Below are 12,352 nucleotides of genomic sequence, written 5' to 3'. Positions count from 1 at the left end.
CGCTCTACGGTTTTCAACACCCTAGAACGACTGTTGCGGCCAGCCTGCACCGGCCTGGAGATTCGACCAGAGCAGGCGGGCCTCGCCTTATGATTTTTCCGGGGGGCTGAGCCGCACGCTGGCCCCGTCAAGGGAATCAGGGTGAATGAACAAAGAGAAGTACCTGGCGCGGATCGGCTACACCGGCCCGCTTGAAGTGAACCTGGACACGCTGGCCGGCCTGCAGCAGGCGCACCTGTTCGCCGTGCCTTTCGAGAACCTGGACATCCATGGCGGCCCGCCGCTGCACCTGGATCCGGAAGGCCAGTACGACAAAATCGTCGAGCGCAACCGCGGTGGCATCTGCTACGAGCTGAACGGCCTGTTCGGCTGGCTGCTGCAGGCGCTGGGCTTCGAGGTGGTGTTCCTGTCCGCCCAGGTGCATGGAGCCGACGGCAAACCAGGACCACCGTTCGACCACATGGCGCTGCAGGTCACGATGGATGGCGAGGGCTACCTGGTCGACGTCGGTTTTGGCGACTCGTACATGCAGCCGCTGCGCATTGGCAGCACCGAGGCCCACCGGCAGGGCAAGGACGTCTATCAGCTGCGGCCTGAAGGTGAGGGCGTGCTGCTGCTGCGCGCCAGCGATTCGAGCGAGGTTGCGGCGTCCAAGGCCAGGCCGGTTTTCCTGCTGTCGCTGCAACCACGGCCACTGGCGGCCTTCGAGGCCATGTGCCGCTTCCACCAAAGCTCACCCACGTCGCACTTCAGCCGCAAGATCATCTGCTCCAAGGCCATTCCGGGCGGACGCATCAGCCTGAGCGACCACATCCTGATCACCACCGAAGGTTCGCGCCGCCGCACCCAGCGCCTCGCCACCGAGGCCGATCAGGCGCGGGCGCTGAAGCAGCATTTCGGCGTGGTGCGCTGAACTGCCGCGCCCGGTTGAGTGGGCGCCACACGCAGCCTCAGTGACTACGCGCGTACCGGGCCGGTGGTTGGCCGACATGACGACTGAACGCCGTGCTGAAAGTGCTGGCCGAACTGTAGCCCACGCGTTCTGCGACCTCGGCCAGGCTGAGGTCGTTTCTGCGCAGCAAGTCCTTGGCAAGTGCCATTCGCCACACCTGAAGATATTCCATCGGAGGAACGCCCACCGCGCGGCTGAAGCGCTCGAAGAACGCCGAGCGCGACAGCGCCGCCTCCTTCCCCAGCTGCTCGACAGTCCAAGAGCGTGCAGGGTTCTCGTGCATCTGGCGTATCGCTGCCGACAGGCGGGTATCAGCAAGACCGCGCAGAAGCCCGGGCGAGGCCGTCGCTCCCGTCGCCGAACGAAGCGCTTCAACGAGAAGCACCTCCGCGAGGCGCGCCAGGACGAGGTTGCGCCCTGAGCGATGTTCACGCGTTTCGTCACCGACCAACTGCACCACGACCGTCAGCCGTGGCTCCCCCCGGACATGCACCAGTTGCGGCAGCAGCGAAACAATCAGCGCGGCGTCCGGCGAGCCAAAGACGAAGTAACCTCCCAGCAGCCGTACGTCGGGCGGACCGCTTTGTGTGCCGTGCCGAAGTTCTTCCGTCATCGAGGCGGAGACGGATGGGTCCATCTTCTTCGGCTTCACCGGCTCGAATCCCGACATCGTGAAGCCGGGCGTCGCCGGCATCAGGACAAAGTCACCTGCTTCCAGCGTCAGCGGCTCATGCCCGTCGACCATCAGGCGACACGCACCCTCCAGCACCGCGCAAAAACTGGGGTGGCCGAACTGCTCGTAGCGAACGGCCCATCGACCTGCGCCGCTGATGCCTTTGGAAAACACAGTGCCAGGCTGCAGCAGTGTGATGACCTCCGAGAGTGGGTCTGCCAATGCAGGACTCCTGCAAACTAATTTTGGACTGACGATTGTAGATGGTCCTGCGGTTGCAGCCTATCGTTGCGACTCTGCAAACCAACCAAAGATCGCCATGAAAACCGTTCTGATCACCGGCTGCTCGTCGGGCTATGGCCTTGAAACCGCGCGCTACTTTCTGGAGCGTGGCTGGAAAGTCATCGCGACCATGCGCAGCCCTCGCGAGGACATCCTGCCTCCGTCCGACCGCTTGCGCGTGCTGGCCCTGGACGTCACGCATCCGGAGAGCATCGCGTCGGTCCTCGATGCGGCCGGCCCCATCGACGTTCTGGTCAACAACGCAGGCATCGGGTTGTTCGGTGCCTTCGAGGCCACGCCGATGGCAACGACACGCGAGGTCTTTGAAACCAATACGTTCGGTTCCATGGCGATGACCCAGGCCGTCATTCCGGGCTTTCGCAGCCGCAAGGCAGGGACCGTCGTGAACGTGACCTCGAGCGCCACGCTGGCGCCGTTCCCGCTGGTGGCTGTCTATACGGCAAGCAAGACCGCCATAGAAGGGTTCACCGAGTCGCTGGCCTTGGAGCTCCAGGCGTTCAACGTGAGAGTCAAGTTGGTCGAACCCGGCTACGGCCCGACCACGCGCTTTGCAGCGAATGGCGGCCCTCGCATGCAAGGCCTGCTTCCCGAACAGTACGTCGCCTATGCGCAGAGTGTGTTTGCCGGGTTCGCACAGCTTTCAGCGGTGACCAGTCCAGTCGACGTGGCGGAGGCCGTTTGGCAGGCTGCCAACGATGCCTCGGACCAACTCCGCTTTCCGGCGGGGCCTGACGCGGTGGCGTTGGCCGGGGCCGCATGAAAACAACCGCGCATGCTGGCCAACTGACTTCAGGAGCGCGGCCAATTCGACAAGCCTCAAATGGCCCGCGGCATCGGGTCGCACCATGCATGTTATTTTACATAATATACATTGTCGCGCATTTCTAGGCCGAGCTGGCCCGTTCCTTTTGCTTTGAAGCGCCCGAACATGCCGGTTGGGCAACACCGCAAAGGCTTGACGTTGGGCGCTGCGATGAAGATACTGTATGAACATACAGTGTCGAGAGATTCGCATGCACACGCACTACCGCCAGAACTACCGCCCCGCACGTTCCATCCGCCTGACGCGGTTGGCCTACCTGCTGTGGGGTTGGCTGTGAGATTCAGCTGGTGATGGTTGGCAGCGCTTGCTTGCCTACCGGATCAGGCCGCCGAGTTGAATCGGTCCGGGCCTGCGGACGCCACCAGAACGCCCGTTCCATTCGCGCTGCAGCCGAGGCTGGCAGCCGTTGGCTTTCAACCAGCCAGGAATTCGTCGCTCAGTTCCAGGTCAGGCTCGTGGTCGATTTCGGCGTCGAAATCGGCCACGCCGTCGATTTTCGGGATCAGCGGGCGGTCCAGCGGGCGGCACACGCGACGTTGCAGCCGGTTCAGGCGGTCCGAACGTTCGACGGCCTGGAGGATGACTTCCGGGTCCGTCATCATCATGAACGGGTTGCTCAGGCTCTGGATGTCGCGCATGGTGGTGGGCTCTCTAGGCGGGTTCCGGTGTGGAACCCATGGAACGCACTGTAGGGCGACGCTTGTCAGGGCATAAGTCGGAGCGCTGACAAAGCCTTTGTCGGTATTCGTCTGACAAGGATGTCAGTGCACCGGGCCGGCGGTCTTGGGAAACTCACCCGGGTGGCGCCTGTTTTCCCCCGCTCAACTTGGCTTCGCAGCCAGGGCTTCGAGGTCCTTGGCCAGGCCTTCGTGACCGGCCTTGCGTGCGTAATCGCTGGCATGGCGGTCACCACCGTCGACCAGTTTCGGGTCGGCACCGCGGCTCAGCAGCAGCCTGGCGCTGTCTATCGTGCCGTAGCCGGCTGCCATCATCAACGGCGTGTTGCCATTCGGCCCGCGGGCCTCCAGTTCGGCGCCCTGGCTGAGGAGCAGGATGATGGCGGCCTGTTGCCCGCCCGAGGCGGCGTAGTGCAATGGCGTCCAGCCCTTGCGGTTCACCGCCGCGCCCAGTGCGATGAGCTTTTTCATCGCGTCGATCTGGCCCTTCATCGCCGCCATCATCAACAGGGTTTCGCCCTGGGCGTTGGTGCCTTCAGGGTCCAGGCCAGGCCAGCCCAGCAGCAGCTCGGCTGCCTTTTCCGAATCGTTGCGGAAAGCCATGTACAGGCCGTGCTGGCCTTTGGGGTTGCGGGCATTGACGTCGAAGCCGGTACGCAACAGCTTTTGCAGGCCCTCCGGCCTGTCGAGTTCGATGTAGAGGAAAAAGTCGCTGTAGCTGTCGGCCCGGGCGCCCTGCCCGGCCATCAACCCGGTGGCGGCCATCGCGGCAAGCCCGCCGCGCTTCAACCATTCGCGTCGCTTCATGCCGGGGTGCCTTGGTCTTCGTTGCTCACGGGTGCCACCGAGACGCCGAACAGGCGCTCGAAGTTGACCCGGGTCGCGTCGGCAACCTGCTCGACGCTGCATTGCTTCTGCCTGGCCAGTTCGGCCGCGACATGCGGCACCAGCGCTGGCGTGTTGGTCTTGCCACGGAACGGCACCGGTGCCAGGTAGGGGCTGTCGGTCTCGATCAGGCAGCGGTCCAGCGGCACGTAACGTGCGACGTCGCGCAGGTCTTCGGCATTGCGGAAGGTCAGGATGCCGGAGAACGAGATCAGGAAACCCAGGTCCAGCGCGGCACGGGCCACGTCCATCGTTTCAGTGAAGCAATGGAACACGCCACGCGGCGCGGGCTGGCCGGCGCTGGCGGCTTCGCGCAGCAGCGCCAGCGTGTCCTCGCTGGCCTGGCGGGTGTGGATGACCAGCGGCAGATCGGTGGCCTGGCCGGCGCGGATGTGCACCCGGAAACGCTCGCGCTGCCAGGCCATGTCGGCAATGCTGCGGCCGTTCAGGCGGTAATAGTCCAGCCCGGTTTCGCCGATGGCGATGACCTTCGGGTGCGCGGCCCAGCGCAGCAGCAGGGCCTCGTCTGGCTCGGTCTCGCCTTCGGTGTCGGGGTGCACACCGGCGCTGGCCCACCACTGCGGATCGGTCTCGGCCAGCGCCACGACCTGCTCGATCTCCTCGACACGGGTGCTGATGCACAAGGCCGCGCTGACCTGGGCCTGCGCCATCGCGGCGCGGATCTCGGGCAGGCGCTCGCGCAGTTCCGGAAAAACGAGGTGGCAGTGAGAGTCGACGAACATCCAGCGAAGCAGCAGTCAGGTCAGATGGTTTGGGTGGGCTTGGAAGACGAGATGGAGGTGCCGAGGATTTCCTCGATGCGCACCTTCAGCATGCGGGTCTTCTCGTCGCTCGGGAAACGCACGCCCACGCCCTGGGTGCGGCCACCCGAGGTATTCGGCGGCGTGATCCAGCCGACCTTGCCGGCGACCGGGTAGCGCTGCGGGTCGCCCGGCAGCGAAAGCAGCAGGTAGATGTCGTCGCCGAGCTGGTAGTCGCGCGTCGTGGGCACGAACAGGCCCCCGTCGGAAAACAGCGGTACGTAGGCTGCATACAGCGCGCCTTTTTCGCGAAACACCAGCTGGATGACGCTGGGGCGCCCGCCTCCGCTGCTGCCAGGGATTGCAGCAGGCACGGCGGGCAGCGAGGCAGATCCTGGCGGAACGGGCGGGCTGCGGCTGTCGAGGTCACTCATGCGGCTAGTGTAGGCAGGTTTGAGACGGGCCAGGGCCGGGATGCCGGCACGCGCGCAGGCGCCCGCGGGCTTGCGTCACGCAGCAGCCCCGGCCCGGCTCGCGCGCTTGCGCAACAGCGGCAGAAGCTGTTGCGCAAGCGATTCCAGCACCAGGCCAGCCTGCCAGGGGTGATCTTCATGGCGACGCACGCGCTGCAGCTCTCGGCTCCATTCGGACAGCGCCGCCCAGTCGGCCACTGCCGGCAGGGCTTCGACGGGGAAGTAGCGTGGCGTGCCGCCGCAGCTGCGCGCCATCAGGTCATGGCACAGGCACTGCAAGGTGTGCAGCGCCTGCGGCAGCGGCCAGCTGGCCAGCATCGCCCAGTCACCTTGCGCGAGCTGCCGCGGCAGGCCTGCCCAGGCTTCACCGGACAGGCCTTGCGAGGCCAGTTCCAGCGCGCCCAGCGGCTGGCCTCCTGCGGCGCGCAGCAAGGCGTGCGGCTGTGCCAGGCCTTGCTGGCCCAGCCAGGCCAGCGCGCTGGTTTCGTCGGGCGGCGCCAGCCGTGAGCGTTGGCAGCGGCTGCGCAGCGTGGGCAACAGGTGCTCCGGGTCTTCGACCGCCAGCAGCACCTTCATGCCGGGCGCAGGTTCTTCCAAGGTCTTCAGCAAGGCATTCGCCGACACCGCGTTCATCGCATCGGCCGGGAACAGCACCAGCACCTTGGCCTGGCCGCGCGCGTTGCTGGTGTGGCTCCAGTCGATGGCCTGGCGCACTGCCTCGACCTTGATCTCTCGGCTGGGCTTCTTCTTGCTCTTGCTGCCGTCTTCCGCCGCCCCGCCTTCGTCTTCGCCCGACCATTGCAGGCGCTGCTGCCAGGACTCGGGCATCAGCACCTTCAGGTCCGGGTGGGTGTGGGCCAGCACCAGGTGGCAGCCGGCACACTGGTCGCAGGGGCCTGGCGGCTGTTCGCACAGCCAGGCCTGGGCCAGGCGCAGCGCCAGTTCCAGCAGGCCGGCGCCAATGCCGCCCTGCAGGATCAGCGCATGGCCGCGCTGGCCGTCGCGCAGTTGGCGCAGCGGTTCGGCCAGCCAGGGCAGGTCTTTTTCGGTGCGCACGGCTCAGCCCACTTTCTCGACCACGGCCCGCAGCACCTGGCTGCGCACCGCGTCCATGGACGCTGCGGAATCAATGCGCGCAAACCGGGCCGGCTGTTCGGCGAAACGCTGCGCATAGCCCTCGCGCACACGCTCGAAAAATGCCAGGTCCTCGCGCTCCAGCCGGTCCGGCGCGCGGGCCGCGGCTCGACGCGCGGCGGCCACTTCGGCCGGCAGGTCGAACCACAGCGTCAGGTCCGGTTGCCGGCCTTCCTGCACCCAGGTTTCCAGCTGGCGCAGCACCGCCAGGTCAAAGCCTCGGCCGGCGCCCTGGTAGGCGAAAGTCGCATCGGTGAAGCGGTCGCACAGCACGGTTTCGCCGCGCGCCAATGCCGGCAGGATGCGTTGGCACAAATGGTCGCGCCGGGCGGCAAACACCAGCAGCGCCTCGGTCAGCGCGTCCATGGACTGGTGCAGGAACAAGGCGCGCAATTGCTCGGCCAGCTCGGTGCCGCCGGGCTCGCGGGTCAGCAGCACACGATGGCCGCGCTGCTGCAAGGCCTCTTGCACGGCCTCGATGTGGGAAGACTTGCCGGCGCCGTCAATGCCTTCGAAGCTGATGAAAAACACGCCTGGAGAAGTCACCGGCTGCCGCCTCGCTGAAACTGGTTCACGGCCCGATTATGGTCGGCCAGGCTGCTGCTGAAGGTGCTGCTGCCATCGCCTCGGGCGACGAAGTACAGCGCGTCGGTCTTGTCCGGCTTGGCTGCGGTGAGCAGCGCGCGGGCGCCGGGCATGGCGATGGGCGTGGGCGGCAGGCCGCGGCGGGTGTAGGTGTTCCACGGCGTGTCGGCCAGCAGGTCGGCCTTGCGCAGGTTGCCGTCGAAGCTGGCGCCCAGGCCGTAGATCACTGTCGGGTCGGATTGCAACGGCATGCCGATGCGCAGCCGGTTGTTGAACACGCCAGCGACGAGCCCGCGGTCACTCGCCTGGCCGGTTTCCTTTTCCACCACCGAGGCCAGCACCAGCAACTCGGCTGGCGACTTCAAAGGCGAATCTGGCGCCCGCTGCTCCCAGGCCTGGGCCAGGCGCTGCTGCATCGCTGCGCGGGCGCGCTTGAGCACCGTGATGTCGCTCACGCCTTTGCTGTAGGCATACGAATCGGGGAACAGCCAGCCCTCGGGCGTGCTGCTGTCGGCCAGGCCCAGCGCGGCGGCGGCCTGGGCGTCGCTCATGCTGGCCAGCGTGTTGCGCAGCCCGGGCGCCTTGGCAACGGCCTCGCGCACCTGGCGCAGGTTCCAGCCATCGATGATGCGCAGCAACTCCAGCACCTGCTCGCCGCGCACCATCTTGTCCAGCAACGCCTTCGGGCTCACGCCTGCCTCGATCTCGTAGCTGCCCGCCCGGATCTTGCGGGACTGGCCGGACCAGCGAAACCATTGGTACAGGAGCTCAGCCGGCACGTCCACGCCGGCCTGCACCCATTGCTCGGCCACCTCGCGCGGCGAGGTGCCGGGCTCGATCGACAGCTCCACCCGCGCGCTGCGCAGGGGCAGCGGCTGCTCGGTCCACCACCAGGCGGCTCCTGCGGCGGCCAAGCCTGCCAACAGCAGCAGCGCCAGCAACTTCTTCATCAGTTTCATGGGTGAGGCGCAAACCCTGGCGCTTGCTCTGGCATGGGCGCGCATGATAATCGTCCGCATGACAGTTGCCGCCTCGCCCTCCGCTGAAACCAGCGCGCCCGCCTTGCCATCCAACGCCTTGCCATCCAACGCCTTGCCGGCCTCGCTGCACAGTGGCGGGGCACTGCCACTGGCCGACTGGGGCTTGATCCGGGCCCGTGGCGCGGATGCCCTGAGCTTTCTGCAAGGCCAGCTGACCAACGACCTGGCCCTTGCGGGTGCCGACCAGGCCCGCCTTGCCGGCTACTGCTCCGCCAAGGGCCGCCTGATGGCCAGCTTCGTGGCCTGGCGCGCGGCGCCCGACGAATGGCTGCTGGCCTGCAGCGCGGACCTGCTGTTGCCCACGCTGAAGCGGCTGTCCATGTTCGTGCTGCGCGCCAAATGCCAGCTCAGCAATGCCTCGGCCGAGTTGCCGCTGTGGGGCCTGGCTGGCGACGCAGCCAGCGCCTGGCTGGGCAGCGCGATGCCTGCCCAGGCCTGGGGTGTCGCGCCTGCCGCAGACGGCCAGGCCGTGCGCTTGCCTGACGTGGATGGCGTACCGCGTTGCCTGTGGACCGGCCCTGCGGCTTCGGCGCCCACCGGACTCGCGCCGCTGTCACCGGACGCGTGGCGCTGGCTGGAAGTGCAGAGCGGCGTGGTGCGCATCGTCGCGGCAACGGCCGAGGCCTTTGTGCCGCAGATGGTGAATTTCGAGATCGTCGGCGGTGTGAATTTCAAGAAGGGCTGCTACCCCGGCCAGGAAGTCGTGGCGCGCAGCCAGTACCGCGGCACGCTCAAGCGCCGTGGCGCATTGCTGGCTGGCAGTGCAGAGATGCAGCCGGGCCAGGAAGTTTTCCATGACGCCGACCCCGGCCAGCCCGCCGGGCTGGTCGCGCTCAGCGCCTCGCTGGGCGAACAAAGCCTGGCATTCGTCGAACTCAAGCTGGCCGCGCTGACGGCCGAAGGCGCGCTGCACCTGGGCGCCGCCGACGGCCCGCTGCTGCGGCCGCAAGCCTTGCCGTACCTGCTGCTGCAGGATGAAAGCTGAACCGGGGGCCGCCGGCGCGCCACCGGCCTGGTTCATCTATTACCGCGTCCTGGAAACCGGGCTGGCCACTGCCAGCGCGCTGGTGCATGCCTTCCAGCAACGCTTGCGCAGCGACTGGCCCGGCTTGTCGACCGAAGTCATGCGGCGGCCCGAAGCGAGCGACGGCTGCGTCACGCTGATGGAGGTGTACCGCCTGCCGGCCCAAGCCTCGGCAGCGGACGCTGCCGGCCTGCCGCAGGCCATCGAAGCGGCAGCCAGCGTGCTGGCACCGCACCTGGCCGGTCCGCGCCACACCGAGTGTTTCGTGCCATGTGCCTAGCCGCCATCGCACTTGACCAGCACCCGCGCTTCCCGCTGGTGATTGCCGCCAACCGCGACGAGTACCTGGACCGCCCTGCCAGCATGTTGGATTGGTGGATGCCGCCTGGTGACAGCCCGGCCGTGCTGGCCGGCCGCGACCTGAAGGCCGGCGGCACCTGGCTGGGCGTGACGGCCGCCGGCCGATTCGGTTTGGTGACGAATGTGCGCCGGCCCATGCTGACCGAGCCCAGCGCGCCCTCGCGTGGCGAGATCGTGCTGCGCTGGCTGGGCAGCGCAGCACGGGCCGACCGCTTCTGGCCGTCGATCGCCATGGCCGGCTACGCGCCCTTCAACCTGATCGCCGCGGATTTCCAGCGCGGTGAATGTTTTTGGGCCAGCAACGAAGACGGCCACCCGCGCCGGTTGGACCGCGGCGTTTTCGGCCTCAGCAATGCCGCGCTGGACACCCCCTGGCCCAAGGTCCAGGCGCTGAAGGCCCGGCTCACGCAAGCCCTGTTGCAGACGGGCCCGGCCGAGCAGTTGCGCGACCAGCTGTTCGCCGCGCTGGCTGACGGCAAGATGGCCCCCGACGCGGCGCTGCCGCAGACCGGCGTGCCGCTCACCGTCGAGCGCATGCTCTCCCCTGCCTTCATCCGCAGCGCCGATGGCCGCTACGGCACGCGCTGCTCCACCGTGCTGATCACCGAACGCATCGGCACCCGGCTGATCACCCAGGTCTACGAACAGACCCACGACACCGGCCTGGCCAGCACCCCGCCAGTGCAACGGCAACTGCTCGACTGGCCGCCGGTGCACAGCAGCACCGCCCCGCTGCTGGTGCCGATCCAGCGCTGATCAGCGCAGCGCCCGCACCATTTCCACGTGCTGGATGCCGGCTTCCTCGAAGACCGGCCCGCGCGGCGTGAAGCCGGCCCGGCTGTAGAACGCCGCGGCGCTGGTCTGGGCGTGCAGCATGACCTCGTGGTCGCCTTGCTGACGGGCGGCCTGCATCAGCGCGTCCAGCACGGCGCGGCCGACTGCGCCGCCGCGCACCGGGCGGCGCACCGCCATGCGGCCGATCTTGGCCACGCCGGGCACGTGCGCCAGCAGCCGGCCCGTGCCCAGCGCCATGCCCAGGCGGTTGTAGGCGACGGCGTGCACGCAGTGCGCGTCGCCATCGTCCCATTCCATCGCCGCCGGGATGTTCTGTTCCTGCACAAACACTTCTTGGCGGATCTCGCTGGCAGCCTGGCCCAGCGTGGCCCAGTCGCCGACCTGTACGTTGACCATCGCCTCGCCGGCTTCGAAGCCGCGCAGGATTTCGCGCAGCGTGGCGGGCACCGGCAGTGGCGTGCGGGCCTGAGCGTCGGCAAACACATACACCAGCTCGGTCGTGACCAGCAACTGGTCGGCACGGAACACCGCGGCGGTGAAGCCCAGCGAGCTGTTGCCGGTGCGCTCGTGGCGCACGCCAACTTCCAGCAGGTCATCGAAGGTCGCCGCGGCGTGATACTCCACCGTGGCCTTCTTGACGAACAGGTCGCCGCCCAGCAACTGCATGGCTGCCTGGTACGGCAAGGCCAGCGCGCGCCAGTAGGCGCCGACGGCGGTGTCCACGTAGTTCAGGTAGTGGCCATTGAAGACGATCTGCTGCATGTCCACTTCGGACCAGCGCACGCGCAGACGCTCGAAGCAGCGGAAGTCGGTGCGTTGCAGGCGGGGTGTGTTCATGATGAAAATGCCTCTTTCAGGGCAAGGCCGGCAGCGGCCTGGGCAGCATCGGCTTCGCGGATCTGGCGGCCGAGCTTGATGAAGTCGTGGGTCACGCCGCGGTACAGCTCCAGCGCAACCGGCACGCCCGCCAGCCGCAGCCGGTCGGCATAGGCCAGGCCTTCGTCGACCAGCGGATCGCACTCGGCCAGGATCATGCAGGCGGGCGCCACGCCCTCCAGCTCGGGCGCCAGCAGCGGCGCGAAGCGCCAGTCCTCGCGCTGCGCGTGGGCAATGTACTGGTTGAAGAACCACTCGATGCTGGCCGCATCCAGCAGGTAGCCTTCAGCAAAACGACGGTGCGAATCGGTGTTGGCGTAGGCGCCCGTGCCGGGCGTGATGAGCAGCTGCAGCGCGAGCTTCAAGCCCTGGTCGCGTGCCATCAGCGCGCAGACCGCTGAGAGCGTGCCGCCAGCGCTGTCGCCGCCAATCGCAATGCGCGAAGCGTCCAGCCCGAGTGCTGCCGCGCCTTGGTCGATCAGCCAGCGCAGCGCGGCGAAGCTGTCGTCGACCGCGACCGGGAAGCGGTGCTCCGGTGCGAGCCGGTAGTCCAGCGACAGCACCGCCGCGCCGCTGCGCAGCGCGAGCTGGCGGCACAGGCTGTCGTGCGTCTCGATGCCGCCGATGGTGAAGCCACCGCCGTGCAGGTACAGCAGCACCGGCAGCCTTTCGGCGCTGGGTGAGTACAGCCGCGCCGCGCACTGCACGCCAGGTGATACAGGGACCTGAATGTCCTGCACCCTCGGCAGCGGTGCACGCGGCAGGTCCAGGATCTCGGAGCCGATGCCGTAGGCCAGGCGTGCGTGCTCGGGCGAGAGCGTGTGGAAGGCCGGCCGGTTGGCTCGGCGGATGCGCGCCAGCAAGGCGCTCATCTGCGCCGTGAGGTGCGGCGGGGAAGGCTGTGTCATCTCGGGGACAGGAACTCAAGGTTTGTCTTGTGGCATGGGGCGCGCGCCCGACAGCATACTGGCTGCATCCCAAGCTTCCCTGA

General features: G+C 67.5%; 15 protein-coding genes. 5 read left to right on the top strand and 10 right to left on the bottom strand.

Annotated features, from left to right (window positions below):
• Positions 1 to 145 precede the first annotated feature (145 nt).
• Positions 146 to 913 carry an arylamine N-acetyltransferase gene (locus tag ACAH41_RS27405; RefSeq protein WP_325655300.1) on the top strand — a complete coding sequence of 256 codons (768 nt, stop codon included), beginning with the start codon at positions 146 to 148 and terminating at the stop codon, positions 911 to 913.
• A 37-nt stretch (positions 914 to 950) separates the two neighbouring features.
• On the opposite strand, the gene ACAH41_RS27400 is transcribed toward ACAH41_RS27405, so the two are convergent.
• Positions 951 to 1,847 (bottom strand): AraC family transcriptional regulator, encoded by an 897-nt coding sequence (locus tag ACAH41_RS27400; RefSeq protein WP_325655301.1) that lies wholly within the window; start codon positions 1,845 to 1,847, stop codon positions 951 to 953.
• 97 nt (positions 1,848 to 1,944) lie between these two features.
• Here ACAH41_RS27400 and ACAH41_RS27395 point away from each other — a divergent pair, with 97 nt between their 5' ends.
• Complete coding sequence (locus ACAH41_RS27395; RefSeq protein WP_325655302.1) at positions 1,945 to 2,688, top strand: SDR family oxidoreductase; 744 nt, start codon at positions 1,945 to 1,947, stop codon at positions 2,686 to 2,688.
• Positions 2,689 to 3,164: 476 nt separating this feature from the next.
• Here the strand turns inward: ACAH41_RS27395 and ACAH41_RS27390 are convergent, their stop codons facing one another.
• The 7 genes from ACAH41_RS27390 to mltG all read right to left on the bottom strand — a co-directional run bounded on the left by ACAH41_RS27390 (position 3,165) and on the right by mltG (position 8,225).
• A complete protein-coding gene (locus ACAH41_RS27390) occupies positions 3,165 to 3,389 on the bottom strand; it encodes a hypothetical protein (protein ID WP_325655303.1) in 225 nt (74 codons plus the stop codon).
• A 183-nt stretch (positions 3,390 to 3,572) separates the two neighbouring features.
• On the bottom strand, positions 3,573 to 4,235 hold the full coding sequence (locus tag ACAH41_RS27385; protein ID WP_325655304.1) for an ankyrin repeat domain-containing protein: 663 nt from the start codon (positions 4,233 to 4,235) through the stop codon (positions 3,573 to 3,575).
• Entirely contained in the window at positions 4,232 to 5,056 is an 825-nt protein-coding gene (locus tag ACAH41_RS27380) for a TatD family hydrolase (protein WP_325655305.1), read from the bottom strand. The genes ACAH41_RS27385 and ACAH41_RS27380 overlap by 4 nt, the downstream gene beginning before the upstream one ends.
• A gap of 20 nt (positions 5,057 to 5,076) precedes the next feature.
• Entirely contained in the window at positions 5,077 to 5,508 is a 432-nt protein-coding gene (locus ACAH41_RS27375) for a PilZ domain-containing protein (protein WP_325655306.1), read from the bottom strand.
• Between the two features lie 75 nt (positions 5,509 to 5,583).
• Entirely contained in the window at positions 5,584 to 6,603 is a 1,020-nt protein-coding gene (locus ACAH41_RS27370) for a DNA polymerase III subunit delta' (protein ID WP_325655307.1), read from the bottom strand.
• A gap of 3 nt (positions 6,604 to 6,606) precedes the next feature.
• Positions 6,607 to 7,227 (bottom strand): dTMP kinase, encoded by a 621-nt coding sequence (gene tmk, locus ACAH41_RS27365; RefSeq protein WP_325655308.1) that lies wholly within the window; start codon positions 7,225 to 7,227, stop codon positions 6,607 to 6,609.
• Entirely contained in the window at positions 7,224 to 8,225 is a 1,002-nt protein-coding gene (gene mltG, locus ACAH41_RS27360; protein ID WP_325655309.1) for an endolytic transglycosylase MltG, read from the bottom strand. Before mltG ends, tmk begins: the two co-directional genes overlap by 4 nt.
• 58 nt (positions 8,226 to 8,283) lie before the next feature.
• Between mltG and ACAH41_RS27355 the strand changes: the two genes are divergently transcribed.
• Genes ACAH41_RS27355 through ACAH41_RS27345 form a run of 3 tightly spaced genes read left to right on the top strand, consistent with a single transcriptional unit; the run spans position 8,284 to position 10,446 of the window.
• Positions 8,284 to 9,291: a folate-binding protein gene (locus tag ACAH41_RS27355; RefSeq protein WP_325655310.1), complete on the top strand. Its 1,008-nt coding sequence runs from the start codon at positions 8,284 to 8,286 to the stop codon at positions 9,289 to 9,291.
• Positions 9,281 to 9,610, top strand: a complete 330-nt coding sequence (locus ACAH41_RS27350) for a DUF4936 family protein (protein WP_325655311.1) — start codon at positions 9,281 to 9,283, stop codon at positions 9,608 to 9,610. The genes ACAH41_RS27355 and ACAH41_RS27350 overlap by 11 nt, the downstream gene beginning before the upstream one ends.
• The gene (locus tag ACAH41_RS27345; protein WP_325655312.1) at positions 9,601 to 10,446 is read left to right on the top strand and encodes an NRDE family protein; all 846 of its coding nucleotides are present in this window, start codon (positions 9,601 to 9,603) and stop codon (positions 10,444 to 10,446) included. Before ACAH41_RS27350 ends, ACAH41_RS27345 begins: the two co-directional genes overlap by 10 nt.
• Here ACAH41_RS27345 and ACAH41_RS27340 read toward each other — a convergent pair whose 3' ends face one another.
• Both ACAH41_RS27340 and ACAH41_RS27335 read right to left on the bottom strand, forming a co-directional pair.
• Positions 10,447 to 11,322: a YbgC/FadM family acyl-CoA thioesterase gene (locus ACAH41_RS27340; RefSeq protein WP_325655313.1), complete on the bottom strand. Its 876-nt coding sequence runs from the start codon at positions 11,320 to 11,322 to the stop codon at positions 10,447 to 10,449. It abuts the gene before it with no gap.
• Positions 11,319 to 12,269: an alpha/beta hydrolase gene (locus ACAH41_RS27335; RefSeq protein WP_325655314.1), complete on the bottom strand. Its 951-nt coding sequence runs from the start codon at positions 12,267 to 12,269 to the stop codon at positions 11,319 to 11,321. Before ACAH41_RS27335 ends, ACAH41_RS27340 begins: the two co-directional genes overlap by 4 nt.
• Positions 12,270 to 12,352 lie beyond the last annotated feature (83 nt).

The sequence above is a fragment of the Ideonella sp. genome (assembly GCF_041287625.1).
Classification (GTDB): domain Bacteria; phylum Pseudomonadota; class Gammaproteobacteria; order Burkholderiales; family Burkholderiaceae_C; genus Ideonella.
Note: the sequence above shows the minus strand (reverse complement) of the source record. Positions and strands in the feature narration are given on the sequence as shown.